Below are 17,855 nucleotides of genomic sequence, written 5' to 3'. Positions count from 1 at the left end.
GTTTATTTAGTTTGCAGATGTAATGGTACCTTTGAAAGTATCATTAATGAATTGTTTAATTGCATCAGATTTGTAGATGTCTGCAATTTTTTTGTATGTTTCGTTGTCTTTATCTTGTTCACGAACAGCAAGGATCATAACCGCTAAAGGCTCATCTTTAGGTTCTAAGAAGAAACCTTGTTTCTCTACGTTAAGGCCAGCGCTTTGAACGTAGTTCATAGGAATCGCTGCTACTACAACGTCATCTAGGCTACGAGGTAATTGAGCTGCTTCTAATTCTTGGATTTGAAGATTTTTAGGGTTAGATGTAATATCTGCTACAGTTGCTTTGAAGCCAACGCCGTCTTTCAAAGTAATAAGGCCTGCTTTAGCCAGTAGTGCAAGACCACGACCACCATTAGTTGGGTCATTAGGAATCGCTACGATGGAGCCTTCTGGAACGTCAGCTGCACTGCGAACAGAGTTACTGTATAAACCCATTGGCATTAAAATAGTTTTACCAATAGCTACTAATTTGGAACCGTTTTGTTTGTTAAAGTTTTCCATGAATGGTACGTGTTGATACGCATTTAATTGAATGTCACCATCAGCGAGAGCTTTATCTGGTGTTACATAATCGGAGAACTCTACTACTTTAAGGTCGATACCTTGTTTTTTAGCCTCTTTGGCAACTGCTTCAGCTACTTGGGCGTGAGGACCTGCAGTGGCACCGATTTTTACTTCTTTAGGCGTTTGGCCTGCTTGATTAGTATTGTTGCCGCAACCAGCGATGGCGAATGCAAGTACACCAACGAGGAGAGGGGCAATAAATTTTTTGAATTTCATAATAACATCCCTTTCTACAACATATGTAATGTAAATATCCTATCATGTGAGTTGGATTTTGTATATAGAGAAATACATATGAGTTAGCTATAGATTAAAGTTATATACCTTAGCATATCTAAAAATCTCGAAAAATGGTATAATATAATTAATAAATTTTATGCAACTTAATTTAAACGTTACAGTTTAATATACGCATTACAATTTAATATAAGTATTACAATTAATTTAACTGTAGATCTAGGTCTATATAGGAGGCTACCATGCTTAACTTCGATTTTTATAACCCTACACATATCGTATTTGGTAAAGATCGTTTAGGTGAATTAGATACATTGGTTCCAAAGGATGCAAAGGTGCTTATTACCTATGGTGGTGGCTCTGCAGTGCGCAGTGGTCTTATTGACCGCATTGTGAAAGCCCTTGGTAACCGTAAGGTAGAGCAATTCGGCGGTATTGAGCCAAACCCATCTCTTGAAACGTGTGAACGTGCGGTAGCTTTCATTAAAGAACATGGAGTAGATTTCGTTCTTGCTGTAGGCGGCGGTTCTGTAGTAGACGCTACAAAACTTATCGTTATGGGCGCTACTTATGATGGTCCTGTCATTGAAGTTATGAAAGCTGGTGTACCAGAGGTTCCAGTAGATATGGTGCCAAGTCCATTACCTTTTGGTACAGTTATGACTCTACCTGCCACAGGTTCTGAAATGAACAATGGTGCAGTTATTACTTATGGTGACGGTAAATTCCCTGTGTTCAGTAGCTTAGTATTCCCTAAGTTCTCCATGCTTGATCCAACATTGACTTTCACATTGCCTGAAAAACAAGTTAAGAATGGCGTTATTGATACATTTGTGCATACCACAGAACAATATTTAACATATCCTGTAGAGGGCCGTATTCAAGACCGATTCAGTGAAGGTATTTTAAAAACTATGATTGAAATCGGTAAAGAAACGGTAGAAAATCCAGAAAACTACGATATTCGTGCTAATCACGTGTGGGCTTCTACCTTGGCATTAAACGGCTTGATTGGTGCAGGTGTGCCACAAGACTGGGCAACACATCTTATCGGCCATGAGTTAACTGCGGCGTACCATCTTGATCATGGGATTACATTAGCTATCGTATTGCCTGCATTATTAGAAGTGAAAAAAGCAGACAAGCTTGAAAAATTGGCACAATATGCTACTCGTGTATGGCATATTACAGAAGGCACAACAGAAGAAAAAGCAGATAAGGCTATTGCTAAAACGCGTGAATTCTTCGAGTCCCTTGGCGTATCTACCCGTTTGAAAGATTATGGTCTTGGCGAAGAAGCAGTTGATAAAATTGTGAAACAATTGGAAGACCATGGTATGACTCGACTTGGTGAAAAAGGCGATGTAACACCAGAAGTCGCTCGTGAAATTTTAACGCGTGCTTTATAATACATTTGGTTAAAGCCATCAAAATTTGACACTAATTATATACAATGTATAATATAATAGCTCATATAAAAGACACCATATGGTGTCTTTTATTATTGTTCAAATTAGTTTTATCGTCTAGAAGAGGACTAAGATTAGTTTTGACTATCGTTTACATAATATATAATGTATGATTTCGAAAGGAGAAAATCCTTGAATGAAATAAAACATCGAAGTGCATTTTCTTTTGCGCTTCCTATAATGATTCCTATGGGGCTTAGCTTCTTCTTCCTTGGATTAGGTTTTGGCTTGTATGCTACCAGTCAGGGCTTGCCTTGGTGGACAGCCCCTGTTTTGGCTAGTACAATTTTTGCAGGCTCTATGGAGTTCGTAACTATTGGGCTGCTGATGGCAGGCTTTGATCCTGTAAATGCTTTTATGCTGACCTTGTTTGTTAACGGGCGCCATTTTTTCTATGGTTTATCTGCATTACAGAGATATGTGAATATGGGGTGGAAATGGTTTCCTACCGTTGCCTGGATGTGTGACGAAAGCTTTGCAATTAATGTATCTACGAAGTTACCCGATGATGTGGATGAAAAATGGTTCTACTTCCATGTATCGTGGCTTAATTATACCTTTTGGGTGGTGAGTACCTTTGTAGGGGGATTGTTTGGTGATTTATTAGCATCTGTAGATTTGCGTGGTATTGGTTTTGTATTACCGGGCTTATTTATTGTTATATTCCTTGAAATGTTATTTAATGCTAAGAGTAATAATATTCGAGGCTTTGGTGCTGTTGGAGCCGTTGTAGCCCTAGCCATGCTTCTGTTGACGGGAAAATCCTTGTTTATGCTTGCCTCTATGGTGTGTATGCTCATAGTATGTTATATTGCGTATAAGTGGGGAGGTGTACATCTTGACTAGTTTTGAAATGGTCATTACCGTTGCTATTGTCGTAGCAGCTACATTACTTACACGTTTCTCCGCTTTTCTTATTTTTCCACCTGGTAAAAAGGCACCAGAGTTTGTACAGTATTTAGGTAAGGCCTTGCCGGCAGCTGTTATGGGTATGCTTGTTGTATATACCTTTAAAGATACAATTGTGCTTTCCTATCCTTATGGCATTCCAGAACTTATTGCTTTATTAGTAACCGTTGGCATGCACCTATGGAAGCGAAATATGTTCATGTCTATTGGGGCGGGCACAGTAGTGTACATGATACTTATACAAGCCGTATTTAATGTACCTAAATAGAATAAAGTACAATAAAATAAATAAACCACTTATATCTATTCCTAAAAGAAGGGAGAAGATATAAGTGGTTTTCTTTTTTATCTTAGTTGTAATAATCTTTCTAGACCTGGTGCGGTGTGGTGATCTTCCAAGAAGTCTTGTTGATCTAATAATTCCATAACGTCCATGTCGATGTTAGTAAGCTTGAAGTCGAATACATCAAAGTTAGCTTCCATATGGCTTACGGTATTTGCCTTTGGCAATGGAATGATGCCTCGTTGGATATGCCAACGTAAGATGATTTGGTGTTTTGTGACACCGTATTTTTCGGCCAAACTTTTAATGATTGGGTGGTCGAAAATCGGTTGGCGATCACGAGTAAATGGTGACCACGCCATGCCTACTACTTGATGTTTACGCATTAATTGTAATAAGGACTGACGTTGGTTAAACGGGTGGCACTCGATTTGGTTCACCACAGGTTTTACATTACAGTGGTATAGCAAGTCGATGAGGCGATCTTCGTAGAAGTTAGAGAGACCTAGGCCACGCAATACGTTTTGGTCGTATAACTCCTCCATAGCACGCCATGAGCCGTAGTAATCGCCCAAAGGTTGGTGTACGAGCATGATGTCGATATAATTAGTGTCTAATTTTTTTAGAGAGCTTTCAACAGCGCGCATCGTATTATCATAGCCTGCATCGGTGTGCCAAATTTTTGTAGTAATAATGATATCTGTACGATTAACGCTAGATGCTTTGATACCTCTACCAACTGCTTCTTCGTTGCCGTAGTAAGCGGCTGTATCGAGCAAGCGGTAACCTACGCCAAGTGCATTAGCAACGGCTTGCTCTGTTTCCCCTTCGGTGCCTGTTTTATAAGTGCCATAACCGATAGAGGGAATAAAGCTACCGTTATTTAATATTCTAAAGTCCATCCGTTCTTCCATGAGAACCTCCGTTATATCCATAAATTAAAGAAATTAGCTTTCATACAATTCTAATTGATTTTATGATATACTAAGGTATTGATAAAAATCAATATGATAGGAAGTGACAGAATGAAAATCAATCGTTTATGTTCTGTAATTGCTATGCTTAGTGTTATGATAATGGTGCTGGCCATTGCCGGTTGCGGTACAAAAACCGTATCCGTTACTGACGTAACATACAAGGATATGCCGTTGCAGATACATAATGACGCCAATGTAACAGCCCTTAACAAGGCGACCGTAACGCCGACCTTAACAGGGCAGGTCGTATATGCTGTGAAAGTAGGCGACCAAGTACAGCAAGGCCAAACCTTGGCAACTGTAGATACAGCGGCTTTACAACAACAGCTGGCATCCTTACAAGGTCAGTTAGCGCAAGCTCAGTCGCAATCATATGCGACATCTGTGACGACTACGACGGCGGCGTCCGTAGATAGTGCTCAATTAGCACAGGCACAGAAAATGCGTGAAGCGGGCATGATTACACAAAAAGAATATGATCGCATTGTGGAACGATCTCAACCACAAACTACGACAGTAACAACTGGCGGTGGTGGCGGTGGCGCTAATGTAGCAGCTATCGAAGCACAAATCGCTCAAGTATCGGCACAAATGGCTGCATCCACAATTGTAGCTCCTATAGCAGGTACGGTGACGGCTATTTATAACGAAGACCGTCAAATGGCGATTGCAGATCGTCCGTTTATGATGATACAACAAACCACACCGATGGTAGCATCTCTCAGCATCCCTCGTGATGCGGCGATGAAACTCGGCACACCGGAGGCAAAAAATGGCATGAAAGTGCTCCTCAAGGTGGCTGAACAAGAATTACCAGGTGAATTAACTTATGTAGATATTACGCAACCTGAAACTGTGCCTAGCGTATTGGTGAAAGCAACTTTCAACAATGACAAAGGCCTCATTAAGGCTGGCGAATTCTATACACTTGTTATAGAATCTAATGTGAAAGCAAAAATGTTGACCGTACCGTCTAAGGCGGTTCGTGAAAATTCTGACGGCAAATATGTCTATGTATTGACTGAAAATAATACAGTGGACGTACGCGTCATAGAGGTAGGCATCACAGAAGGTGATGATGTAGCTATTATTTCTGGTCTAAACGCAGGTGACAAGGTTATCACAACTGATGGAACCTTTGTGTTAGGCGAATCTGTAAAATTGTAATTACGAACCGTAAGGTTCTGTACTAAAGTTTTAATATATGTTGAATGCATGATGGCAAGAAAACTTTCACACACTGTGAAAGCAACCTCGTAAGAGGAATCTGATAGGAGGGATTATTATTTTAGAATTTAAACGTTTTGAATTAAGAGATAAACCATTAATCGATAAGTATTTTGAACAACATCATTATGAAGCATCTGATAACTGTTTCACTACATTGTTCATGTGGCAAGATCCGTACGGCATCCGTTGGGCTGAAGAAAATGGTGTGTTGTACATTCAAGGTGGCGGTAAGCGTGAACCATTCCTATTGCCTCCGTTTGCTGGTAAAGATGCAAAGTTCCTTGATGGTTTATTGCGCGCTAAAGAATGGTTCGTAGAAAATAAATTGCCATTCCGTTTTAAAGGTGTTAGCAAAGCTGTTAAAGAGCGTATGGAAGACCTTTGTCCTGGTCGCTATGAGTTCACCCCTGACCGCGATAACTACGAATACATTTACAAGTCTGAAGATCTTATCAATTTGTCCGGTAAGAAATTCCGTCAAAAGAAAAACCATTTGAACCAATTCCGCATGCAATATTCTAACTATGAGTACTTGCCAATTACGGAAGATATCATTCCATTATGTCGCGAAACAGCAGCATCTTGGGTGGAAACTCACCACGAAGAAGGTATCGAAGACGAATTAGTAGCAATCAATTTGTTGTTCGACAACTGGGAAACACTAGGCCTTAAAGGCGGCGCCATTAAATTGTTTGGCCGTGTAGAAGCTTTCAGTATTGGTGAAATCTTAAATGATAGAATTGCTTTGATTCATATTGAAAAAGCAAATCCAGATATTCGCGGTTTGTACCAAGCGATTAATAATGAATTCATTCGTCATGAATTTAGCGAAGTTGAATTCATCAATCGTGAAGAAGATATGGGATTGCCTGGCCTTCGTCAAGCAAAGGAATCTTACAACCCAGATCACTTTGCTGAAAAATATGACGCAGTGTATGCTAACGAAGCAGATAATGCCACAGGCGGTAAATAAAAATCTGAGCTATGAAGCCGATGTGCTTCATAGCTCATTTTGTTATAATAGAAGTGTTAGCCTATCTATTTGTATGTAAATTGCGTATCATCATGGCGATGCGATGCGATGCGATGCGATGCGATGCGATGCGATGCGATGCGATGCGATGCGATAGATAGAGGCCTTTATGATATAACGAGGACATAATTATGGAATTTAGAATTGCAACGGCTCAAGATACTCCACATGTGGAAAATCTATGGGCATACTGCTTTGAACCTAAGGAAGATCCATTCTTCCAATATTATTTTACAAATTGCTATGAACCAGAACATACAATGGTTGGTCTAGAACAAGATCAGTTGTTAAGTACCGTTCATTTGCGCCAATATAATCTTAATGTACGCGGTGCTGTACTGCCTACAAGTTATATGGTAGGTGTTGCCACACATCCGGCGGCACGCCGTGGTGGTGTAGGTGGTGCGTTGTTGACTGCTGCATTAGAGGAAATTCGTAAGCGCGGTCAAGCCATGACGATTTTGATGCCCTCTAAAGCGGCTTTTTACCAACAATATGGTTGGGAACTCTATGCTCATCAATGGGTGAACACCATGTCTCTTGAAGACTTGCGCCCTATGACGGATAAATCTTTGAGCTTTGGCTTGCTTAATAGCGTAGAACAATGGACATTGCTAGATCCGGTATATAAAGCGTATACAGCGCGTTTATCTGGTTATGCAGAGCGCGGTGAAAAAGAATGGAAACGCTTGCTTGGCAGCTTCTTTGCGGAAGGTGTAAATATCACTGTTGTGCGCAATGATGAAAGTATTATCGAAGGGTATGCTGTATATCGTTTAGGCCAACCTGAAATCCCTGTTTCTGAATTGGTGTATACTACACGCCGTGCACAACGGGCATTGCTCAATTACTTCTACAATCATCGCTCCCAAGGCACTTCTATCCGTTGGAATGAAGGCCTTCACGATACATACTATCGCTTCTATCCAGATGGTAAAAGCGGACATTCCACAATGCCATATATGATGAGCCGTATTGTGGATGTGAAAGCGGCTCTTGAAGCGATTCCTGTAAATCCAGAGGCATTGATGATGCCTATTACTTTGACCTTTGGCGTTAAAGATAGCCTTTGTGCATGGAATGAAGGTCGCTACGAAGTACAATATGGCGGTGCATTGACGCCAACTGTTAAGAAAGTATCTGATACGCTTGAAGGTGAAGTAGATCTTACTGTTGAAGTGGGCGCTTTGAGCCAACTCTTGATGGGCACATTAACAGTACGGGATCTTGCCTTTGAAGGTAAACTTTCAGTCGGGGAAGAATGGTTAGATTATTTCGATATCCTCTATCCTGAACAAAAAACATATATTAACGAGTGGTGGTAATATGAGCTGGAAAACGTATACGGTAAAAGAACCGACAGAATTAACGGTCTCTAAATATGTAAAGGAACGGTTTTCTCTATCCTCTCGGGATATTCAAATGATGTTTCGCAAGAAACGGGTAAAAGTAAATAGCCGTGTAGCCCATTCTCAGCGTTCCCTCAAAAAAGGTGATGTCTTAACATTGGAACTGCCACAAGATAAGGATTATGGCGTAGATGTAGAAAAGGGGCCTATTACCGTTCTCTACGAAGATGCTCATACCTTGGTGGTTAATAAGAATCCTTTTATGCTCGTTCATCCAGCAGGTCAAACAAAGTCTTGTACATTGAGCAACTATGTGGCAGGTTATTATGCGAAAAAGGGCGTAGTCCATAAGGTGCGCCCTGTGCATCGCCTTGACCGCGACACATCGGGTTGCATTCTCTTTGGCAAAACTAAGGAAGCGCAGCAGTACTACACAGATGAACTACAAGCTGGTCGTATCGATCGCATCTATACTGGCCTTGTAGAAGGTCGCATTGACTCAGATGGTGTTGTCGACGCGCCTATCGGTGTAGATCCCGTATTTGATAACCGCCGTGTCATCGATGAATTTGGTCAACCGGCACAAACGGAATATACCGTCCTTAGTCATGATGGGGATCATACTTTACTGCGATTTAAATTGCTCACAGGTCGAACTCATCAAATTCGTGTACACATGGAGCACATCGGACATCCTATCGTTGGTGACGCTATGTATGGCACACGTAACAAACCCTATACACGTCAATGCTTACATGCGTCAGAACTCACTTTTGTACCCTATGGTAAGGACGAGCCTATAACGGTAACCTGTGAAGTAGGGGACGACTTTGGTCGTGAAAAATAGTAATTGCTTTTATAAGGTATATCAACTATAATCTAAATGATGATGTGGTCATAGAGCATGCCACGTAAAATAAAGAAAGCTCAATCGTTAGATGTGGACATAGAGCGTGCCACGTAAAACAAAAAAAGCTCAATTGATGATTGTGTATTCGTGTATACAAAAAACAATAGTGATAAAAACGCATAGTCTATGCATCAAAAGCATAGACTATGTTTTTTTTATATTTTCAATTCACAGAGGACAGGTGTATACTATGCGTAGACATAAAATTCTATAGACTATAAAGTTTATAGATTTATTATGAAATAGTTTGTTAGTTATACTTTCACCAAGCCCGAACGGAACGATGCCGCAGCGCTTGGGATGATCAAGTGATATGAAGGAGTGCACGTTATGGATATGAATCAGAGCACAATCGAGCAACAACGTCTAGATCAAGCTAGACTCGAAGCCAATGGTATGTACAGCAGCCAATTTGAAAAGGATGCGTGCGGCATGGGCTTTGTCGTTAATATTAAGGGTAAAAAATCCCATGATATTATCGATGATGGTTTGCGTATTTTAGAGCGTCTTGAGCACCGCGGTGGTGCAGGCGCCGATAAGGACACAGGGGATGGTGCCGGTATTTTGGTACAAATTCCACATGAGTTCTTTAAGCGCGAATGCGAAGTGCTTGGCATTAACTTGCCTTCCGCTGGTGATTACGGCGTAGGTATGGTCTTTGCCCATAAATATGAAAGTCTCCGTAACGAGCAAAAACGCATTTTTGAAGAGGTTGTTCGCGAAGAAGGTCAAGTTGTTCTCGGCTGGCGTGAAGTACCAGTTGATGGTACAAAGGTTGGTCAAGAGGCGGCTGCTATTCGTCCTTGGATGATTCAAATCCTCATCGGTAAAGGTCCAGATGTAACGAATAATAAAGAATTCGAACGTAAATTGTACATTATCCGTAAATTGGCGGAAAAACGCATCATTCCGTTGAGCAAGGAATTATCTAGCGATTTTTATATCGCATCTTTGTCCTCTAAAACAATCGTATATAAAGGTATGTTAACACCTGGTCAATTGCGTGACTTCTACCTTGATTTGAGCGATCTTGACTTTACATCTGCATTGGCTATGGTTCACTCCCGTTTCAGTACGAATACATTCCCAAGCTGGGCTCGGGCGCATCCTAACCGTTTCTTAGTGCATAATGGTGAAATCAACACTATCCGCGGTAATGTAAACTGGATCAATGCTCGTGAAGGTAAAGCAGAATCTCCATTATTCCCAGATATTAAAAAGGTATTCCCTGTAGTAGATGACAGCGGTTCTGACTCCGCTATGTTCGACAACACCTTGGAATTCTTGCACATGACAGGTCGCTCCTTGCCTCATGCAATCATGATGATGATTCCTGAACCTTGGGAACGCAATAATCTCATGAGCCAAGAAAAACATGACTTCTACGAGTTCAATAGCTTCATGATGGAACCATGGGATGGTCCTGCCGCTATGGGCTTCACTGATGGTACTGTTATCGGTGGCGTACTTGACCGTAACGGTTTGCGTCCTGCTCGTTACTATGTAACAACTGATGATCGCGTTATCATGGCATCTGAAGTAGGTGTAGTTAACGAAAACGCTGAAAATATTCGCGCTAAAGGTCGCTTGGAACCAGGCAAAATGCTTCTCATCGATACTGAAGAACAACGCATCATTTCCGACGAAGAAATCAAACAACGAGTTGCTACTGAATTGCCATATAATGAATGGGTAAAAGAGCACGTTATTCACTTGTCTGAAATTACACAAGCTGATGAAAGCGACATTCCAAAAGTTGAAGATTTATTCAAAAATCAACAAGCCTTTGGTTATACTCAAGAGGACCTTGTACGTATGATTGTACCTATGGCAAAGGATGGTAAAGATCCTGTAGGCGCTATGGGTGCCGATGCTCCACTTGCTATCTTGTCCGATAAACCACAATTGTTATATAGCTACTTCAAGCAAATGTTCGCGCAAGTAACAAATCCTCCAATCGATTCCATTCGGGAGGAAATGGTTACATCTACGCGCGTTATGCTTGGTAACTCTGGTAACTTAACAGATCCTAACAAAGCTGGTACCTATGCATTGTCCATGCGTACACCGATCCTTACTAACCAAGAATTGGCATCCATTAAGGCTCTTGACTGCCGTCGTATGAAATCCGTTACATTGCCAATCCTCTTCGATCCAACTAAGGGTGCTGAAGGCTTGCGTGATGCATTAAATGAATTATGTGAAAAAGCAGAAGAGGCAGCACGTACAGAACAAAATGTATTGATTTTATCAGACCGTGGCGTCGATGAAAATCATGCACCAATTCCAGCATTGTTGGCTGTAGCGGCTGTTCATAATCACTTGATCAATAAAGTGTTGCGCACAGAAATCGGTCTTATTCTCGAATCTGGTGAGCCACGCGAAGTTCATCACTTCTGTACATTAATTGGTTATGGTGTAACAGCTATCAACCCATACTTAGCACTTGAAACAGTACGCGACTTACAAGCTCGTAAACGCCTTGGCGATATTACGGTTGAAGAAGCTGAAAAGAACTACATCAAAGCAGCTGTAGGCGGTATCATGAAGGTTATGTCCAAAATGGGTATTTCCACAGTTCGCTCCTACCATGGCGCACAAATCTTTGAAGCTTTGGGCTTGAATACTAACTTTATCAACAAGTTCTTCGTAAATACGCCAACACGTATCGGTGGTATCGGTCTTGGCGGTGTAGCACACGAAGCATTAGCTCGTTATGAACGTGCTTTCAAATCCGACGAAACTGTTCTTGAACCAGGCGGTTGGTATGGTCCTGTAAAAGATGGGGAAGAGCATTTGTTTAACCCTAAGACGATTGATTTGTTACAAGAATCCCTTATCAATGGCGACTATGCTAAATATAAAGAGTATTCTAAAGCAATTCGCAATGATTACCACGTTACATTGCGTTCCTTGATGGAATTGAACTACCCAGTAGGCGGCGGCATTCCTATTGAAGAGGTTGAAGCTGAAGAATCTATCGTAAAACGCTTTAAAGCAGGCGCTATGAGTTATGGTGCCATCAGTAAAGAGGCGCATGAAGCGATTGCTATCGCTATGAACCGCCTTGGCTCTACATCTAACTCTGGTGAGGGCGGCGAAGATGTAGCTCGCTTCAAACCATTGCCAAACGGCGATAGCATGAACTCCGAAGTAAAACAGATCGCCTCTGGTCGTTTCGGTGTAACTGCGAATTACCTCATCAACGCAAAAGAATTACAAATTAAATGTGCTCAAGGTGCTAAACCAGGTGAAGGTGGTCAATTGCCAGGTAAAAAGGTGTACCCTGAAATCGCCAAAGCACGTCACTCTACTCCAGGGGTTGAGCTCGTATCTCCACCACCTCATCATGATATTTACTCCATCGAAGATTTGGCTGAGTTGATTTACGATTTGAAATGCGTCAACAAAGATGCACGTATTTCCGTTAAATTAACATCTGAAGCTGGCGTTGGTACTATCGCTGCTGGCGTTGCGAAAGCAAAAGCAGATAATATCTTGATCTCTGGTTACGACGGTGGTACAGGTGCGGCAGGCCGTACGTCTGTAAAACACGCTGGGGTGCCTTGGGAATTAGGTTTGTCCGAAACGCATCAAACATTGATGCTCAACAGATTGCGTGACCGCGTTCAATTAGAAGTAGACTCCAAGTTGATGACCGGTTTCGACGTAGCGGTAGCAGCTATGCTAGGTGCTGAACTGTTCGGGTTTGGTACATTGCCACTCGTTGCAGTAGGCTGTAAAATGGCTCGTGTATGTAACCTCAACACATGCCCTTATGGCGTAGCTACACAAGATGAAAAATTGCGTGCGCGCTTTACAGGTAAACCTGAGTATGTAGAAAACTTGATGATCTTCATCGCTCGTGAGTTACGCGAAATCATGGCTCGCTTAGGTATTCGCTCTGTAGCTGAACTCGTTGGCCGTATCGACCTCGTTCGTCAAAAATCTCAAGACGATAATTTCAAATTGTCTCGCGTTGACCTTAAACGCGTTTTGTTCCGTCCATACATCGATTCCTCTGTAGGTCACATGCATACTGTTGACCAAGATCACGAATTGGAACGCACATTGGATATGTCCAAGCTCTTGCGTATGTGCCGCCCTGCTATTGAGGATCAAAAACCTATTCGCGCTAAATTGGCTATTACAAACATTAACCGTGTTGTAGGTACTTTGGTTGGCTCTGAGGTGACTCGTCGTTACGGTGAAAGCGGCTTGCCAGATAACACAATCAAGTTGAACTTTGAAGGCTCTGCAGGCCAATCCTTCGGTGCTTTCATTCCTAAAGGCATGACTTTAGAACTCGAAGGCGATGCGAACGATTATCTCGGTAAAGGCTTGTCCGGTGGTACTATCACTGTATATCCTCCTAAAGATTCTATCTTTGAAGCTGACGAAAACATCCTTATCGGTAACGTTGCCTTCTATGGCGCTACTTCTGGTACATCCTACATCAACGGTGTAGCTGGTGAACGTTTCGCCGTTCGTAATAGTGGTATTACTGCTGTTGTTGAAGGTGTAGGCGATCATGGTTGTGAATACATGACTGGTGGCGAAGTGCTTGTACTCGGTAAAATCGGCCGTAACTTCGCGGCAGGTATGTCCGGTGGCTATGCGTATATCCTCGATTGTGATGAACGCTATGTCAATACAGGTCTTGTAGAATTACGTCCTGCTAACACTGAAGATGACCTTAAACGCATTAAAGAATTAGTAGAACAACACGTATTGCATACGAACTCCGCTAAAGGCCGTCATATTCTAGAAAACTGGAATAACTTTGTAAATAGATTCACAAAAGTTGTACCAGTAGCATATGAAGAAATGCACAATGCTATTGAACGCTTCAAAACACAAGGCTTATCCTTAGAAGAAGCACAATTAGCTGCATTCAAAGAAAAATATGCATAATCTATTTATTTCCTAGTTAACTTCCGTTATATAAGATTAATACTGTAAAATGCCTCTATAGTTTTGACTACAGAGGCATTTTCATGTATAATATTTGTATTGCAATATTGGATCATGGCAGTTCTCGGGCCTGTGCAATGGGGGCCTGTGAATCGTGTCAGGACTGAGAGGTAGCAGCACTAAGCGGTAACCTTCATGTGCCACGGGGAACCCGGGGGCTGTCGTGATCGAATATTGCAGGGCGGCCTGAGGGGCCGCTTTTTTTATGTCTAATCCAAGGTCTAGGATAGTTTGCTAAGTCTAATAAGATGTTCTTTTGGCTAGTAAACATCGACATTATTTGTAAATAAAAATATTACCTTAGAATTATGCGATAAAGTCTATAAAATGAGTCAGATTTCCGTGAATATGGTATAATAAAGTATTGTAATTTTCGGAAAAAAGGGGGTGTTCCAATGGCATATATTGCGTTATATCGTAAGTACCGTCCGCAGACGTTTACCGATGTGGTTGGTCAGCATCAAGTATCGGATACGTTGATGCGTGCTATCCGCGAGGATAAGGTGGCGCATGCGTATTTATTTGCTGGTCCGCGAGGGACTGGTAAAACGAGTATGGCCAAGATTTTTGCGCGCGCTATCAACTGTGAGCATGGGCCAACGGATCATCCTTGTAACGAGTGTAGTGCTTGTAAATCGATTTTGAGCGGCCAGTCCATGGACGTTCTTGAAATCGACGCCGCATCCAACCGTGGTATCGATGAGGTGCGTGCCCTTCGTGAAAGCGTCAAATTCATGCCGGTTGAAGGCCGTAAAAAGGTGTTCATCATCGACGAAGCCCACATGCTTACGACTGAGGCTTGGAATGCGCTTTTAAAAACTATCGAAGAGCCACCAGCTCACGTTATGTTTATCTTCGCTACCACAGAAATTGAAAAATTGCCTGTTACTATCGTATCTCGTTGTCAACGCTATACCTTTAGACGCATTACGTCTGATGATATCGCACAGCGTTTATCCTATGTAGCGGAAAAGGAAGGCTTTGGATTAGATCCTGCAGCAGCACAGCTCATCGCTGTTCATGCAGATGGCGGTTTGCGCGATGCGTTGAGTATCTTAGACCAATGTGCCGGTATGGCAACAGGCATTATTACGCCGCAAGTAGTAGAAGAACTGATTGGTCTTGTTAGCAAAGAATGGATTATTCACTTCCTAGATGCGTTGCGCAACGGGAATGGACCTAAATTGCTGTCCTATATCCACGATGCCTTAGCAGAAGGTCGTGATGCGACGCAGATTATGGAAGCCCTCATTCAGCACGTGCGGGCCTTGCTAGTTGGTAAGGTAGCACCTGATGCGGACGAGCTCAAGGTATACGATGCCTTTAAGGCTGAGTTTTTAGCTCAAGCTGAAAGCATCGATTTTAATGAGCTTAATCAATATGTGCGCAGTGCTCAATCCATCATGAATGATGCCAAACAGGTGGATAATCCACGAACTATCATTGAAATGGGCCTTTTAGTACTTTGTGCCAAATTAAGCTCTGTTGATGAAAGCTTAGAAGACCGTGTGTATGCATTAGAGTCTTCAGAACGATCTGAACGAAATGATTTATTGAACCGCATGGCTCAATTAGAGCAACGCGGTCCAGCTGTCGCAACTGCACCTGCTTACGGTGCCAATGCCTTTGGCCCGACTGGTGGTTATGCTAATAACTTTGTTTCTGTAGATAATGCTGCTGTACAGAATGCTTCTATGAGTAGTACTCAAAATAGTACTGTTGGTACTGTGCCGCCTCCAAGTGGCGTAGGCGTGACACCACCGCCTACGAGTGTAGGCATGACACCTCCACCTATGGGTACACCAGGTAGTACACCGCCTCCTATGAATGGAGTAGGTATGGCTCCGCCTCCAATGGGCGGTATTGGTATGGCGCCACCAAGTACAAGCAGTGCACCAGAACGACCTGCTAGAAATCAAGCCAAAGGTCGTGGTAAAAAAGGTATTAGTACACAAGCTATTATTAGTGATCAAATCTTGTCGGCTCAAGAGTATCGCAATGTACAGTCCAATGTCATTAAATACTTGAAGGATAGCAATCGAAATATGACCTCTACTGTTATCGGCCAAGGTCAACTTGTATACGTAGATCAAAGCAAGGCGGTTATGGCCTTCAAAAATACATTGCACCTTAATGTAATGACCAACGAAGTAAACTTAGCAGAAGCGGCAGATGCTTTCACCTATACACTGGGTTATCCAGTACATGTGGAAATCGTAGATGCTCTTACACAAGTTTACAAAGACTATAAAAAGGCCTCTGGTAGTACGACGCAGCGCCAAGTAAAAACACCGCAACGACCGCAAGAGCCAATGGTAGATGTACATACAACATCTGGGGCACAGCCGACACAAATGGACTTAACTAATGATGAGCAACCAAGTAAGTCTGATTCTGCAGCGGTAGATGCGGCAAAGGCCGCAGCATTAGCCTTCTTAGCAAAGAAGACGGGTGATGCTGCTGTAAGTGCCACAACTGGTGATGATATTCCAGTTCATTCCTTTGATGATGTGCCTGTAGAGGATATGGAGGAATCTTACGTATCATCTTTAGATGATATGCCACCACATCCATTAGATAGTGTCACTGTTATCAGTGAAGATGGGGAAGTTCTAGAACGCCCTATGGATAGCGGTGCCCATATTGAGGTAGAAGCTGTCCCAAAGTCTAATGGGGGCGAACAGCAACAGGGAACCCCTTATCAAAGTGATGATCATACTATGCTTTCACAAGCACCTATTGAAGTTGCGCCTATCGATAGTGTGACGGTTGCTCGTGAATATGCATGGGACCCAGCAAATATGACGGAAGAGGAGCGAAATAATCCTCTCTTGGCAGAAACATTAGAAAAACTATCTGAAGACCACGACATCATCGTCGAGGTCATCGAAGAATAAATCAATTAGAATATTAGTATAGGACGTAGATCCTAAAAGGAGGAATTACAATGTTTGGTAAAGGTATGGGCAATATGGCTGGCATGATGAAAAAAGTTCAAAAAATGCAAGCAGATATGAAGAAAATGCAAGAAGAATTAAAAACTCGTACAGTAGAGGCTTCCGTTGGTGGCGGTGCTGTAACAGTTGTGATGAACGGTGAAAAAATCATCGAGTCTTTGAAATTGAACCCAACTGCAGTTGATCCTGAAGATGTAGAAATGTTAGAAGATTTAGTGATGGCTGCTGTAAACGAAGCTAGCAAAAAAGTAGACGACCTCTTGGCTCAAGAAATGGGCAAAGTAACTGGTGGTCTTAACTTGCCAACAGGTTTATTCTAAATGACAAATGCTTTAGAACGGCTCGTAGAGCAGTTGCGCCGCTTGCCAGGTATCGGCTCCAAGTCGGCTAGACGCTTGGCCTATCATTTGGTAGAAATGCCGAAGGAAGAGGTAGACCGTCTCGTGGAAACCATCGTGGAAGCGAAGGGGGCTACGCGTCACTGTTCTATTTGCTTTAACTTATCAGCTCAAGACCCTTGCGAATTCTGTAGCAATCCGAACCGCGATCAAACGACGATTATGGTCGTTGAAACATCTCGCGATGTCATTGCTATCGAGCGCAGTGGTGACTATAAGGGCTTATATCACGTATTGGAAGGTGCCTTGTCCCCTATAGAGGGCATCGGTGCTGACGATATTCGCGTAAAAGAATTGATTGCCCGCCTTCGCGATGGTGTCGTACAAGAGGTTATCCTCGCTACTGACCCAGACGTAGAAGGGGAGGCGACAGCTCTCTATTTGGCACGTTTATTAAGCCCAAGTGGTATTAAGGTAACGCGCATTGCCCGCGGTGTTCCTGTGGGTGGCGATATCGAATATGCCGATGAATTAACGTTAGGCGGTGCCGTAGTGAACCGCCAAGAAATGAAAGGATAAT

13 protein-coding genes and 1 other RNA gene are annotated in these 17,855 nt (G+C 42.4%); 12 read left to right on the top strand and 2 right to left on the bottom strand.

Annotation, left to right across the window (positions count from 1 at the left end):
* Window positions 1-6: 6 nt before the first annotated feature.
* Complete coding sequence (locus VRHSUH09_RS06120; RefSeq protein WP_009352377.1) at window positions 7-825, bottom strand: MetQ/NlpA family ABC transporter substrate-binding protein; 819 nt, start codon at window positions 823-825, stop codon at window positions 7-9.
* A 263-nt stretch (window positions 826-1,088) separates the two neighbouring features.
* Between VRHSUH09_RS06120 and VRHSUH09_RS06115 the strand changes: the two genes are divergently transcribed.
* From VRHSUH09_RS06115 to VRHSUH09_RS06105, 3 genes are all read left to right on the top strand, one after another.
* A complete protein-coding gene (locus VRHSUH09_RS06115; protein ID WP_054748160.1) occupies window positions 1,089-2,255 on the top strand; it encodes an iron-containing alcohol dehydrogenase in 1,167 nt (388 codons plus the stop codon).
* A gap of 240 nt (window positions 2,256-2,495) precedes the next feature.
* Entirely contained in the window at window positions 2,496-3,161 is a 666-nt protein-coding gene (locus VRHSUH09_RS06110) for an AzlC family ABC transporter permease (protein WP_105081852.1), read from the top strand.
* Window positions 3,154-3,492: a branched-chain amino acid transporter permease gene (locus tag VRHSUH09_RS06105; protein WP_009352382.1), complete on the top strand. Its 339-nt coding sequence runs from the start codon at window positions 3,154-3,156 to the stop codon at window positions 3,490-3,492. The genes VRHSUH09_RS06110 and VRHSUH09_RS06105 overlap by 8 nt, the downstream gene beginning before the upstream one ends.
* A 77-nt stretch (window positions 3,493-3,569) precedes the next feature.
* Here the strand turns inward: VRHSUH09_RS06105 and VRHSUH09_RS06100 are convergent, their stop codons facing one another.
* Complete coding sequence (locus tag VRHSUH09_RS06100) at window positions 3,570-4,421, bottom strand: aldo/keto reductase (protein WP_105081688.1); 852 nt, start codon at window positions 4,419-4,421, stop codon at window positions 3,570-3,572.
* Window positions 4,422-4,532: 111 nt separating this feature from the next.
* On the opposite strand from VRHSUH09_RS06100, the gene VRHSUH09_RS06095 reads away from it, so the two are divergent.
* From VRHSUH09_RS06095 to recR, 9 genes are all read left to right on the top strand, one after another.
* Window positions 4,533-5,651, top strand: a complete 1,119-nt coding sequence (locus VRHSUH09_RS06095; protein ID WP_105081687.1) for an efflux RND transporter periplasmic adaptor subunit — start codon at window positions 4,533-4,535, stop codon at window positions 5,649-5,651.
* A gap of 100 nt (window positions 5,652-5,751) precedes the next feature.
* Complete coding sequence (locus VRHSUH09_RS06090; RefSeq protein WP_054748155.1) at window positions 5,752-6,687, top strand: DUF2156 domain-containing protein; 936 nt, start codon at window positions 5,752-5,754, stop codon at window positions 6,685-6,687.
* 191 nt (window positions 6,688-6,878) lie between these two features.
* Window positions 6,879-8,072: a GNAT family N-acetyltransferase gene (locus tag VRHSUH09_RS06080; RefSeq protein WP_105081685.1), complete on the top strand. Its 1,194-nt coding sequence runs from the start codon at window positions 6,879-6,881 to the stop codon at window positions 8,070-8,072.
* A gap of 1 nt (window position 8,073) precedes the next feature.
* Window positions 8,074-8,943, top strand: coding sequence for an RluA family pseudouridine synthase (locus VRHSUH09_RS06075; RefSeq protein ID WP_105081684.1), 870 nt, complete (start codon window positions 8,074-8,076; stop codon window positions 8,941-8,943).
* Window positions 8,944-9,336: 393 nt separating this feature from the next.
* The gene (gene gltB / locus VRHSUH09_RS06070; protein ID WP_105081683.1) at window positions 9,337-13,920 is read left to right on the top strand and encodes a glutamate synthase large subunit; all 4,584 of its coding nucleotides are present in this window, start codon (window positions 9,337-9,339) and stop codon (window positions 13,918-13,920) included.
* Window positions 13,921-14,041: 121 nt separating this feature from the next.
* An RNA gene (gene ffs / locus VRHSUH09_RS06065) (signal recognition particle sRNA small type) lies at window positions 14,042-14,141 on the top strand.
* 234 nt (window positions 14,142-14,375) lie between these two features.
* Window positions 14,376-16,877: a DNA polymerase III subunit gamma/tau gene (dnaX, locus tag VRHSUH09_RS06060; protein ID WP_105081682.1), complete on the top strand. Its 2,502-nt coding sequence runs from the start codon at window positions 14,376-14,378 to the stop codon at window positions 16,875-16,877.
* A 50-nt stretch (window positions 16,878-16,927) separates the two neighbouring features.
* The gene (locus VRHSUH09_RS06055) at window positions 16,928-17,257 is read left to right on the top strand and encodes a YbaB/EbfC family nucleoid-associated protein (protein ID WP_008602262.1); all 330 of its coding nucleotides are present in this window, start codon (window positions 16,928-16,930) and stop codon (window positions 17,255-17,257) included.
* A complete protein-coding gene (recR, locus tag VRHSUH09_RS06050) occupies window positions 17,258-17,854 on the top strand; it encodes a recombination mediator RecR (RefSeq protein ID WP_105081681.1) in 597 nt (198 codons plus the stop codon).
* Window position 17,855: the final 1 nt, after the last annotated feature.

Source organism: Veillonella rogosae JCM 15642 (assembly GCF_002959775.1).
Classification (GTDB): Bacteria; Bacillota; Negativicutes; order Veillonellales; family Veillonellaceae; genus Veillonella; species Veillonella rogosae.
This window is presented reverse-complemented; position numbering and strand designations above follow the sequence as displayed.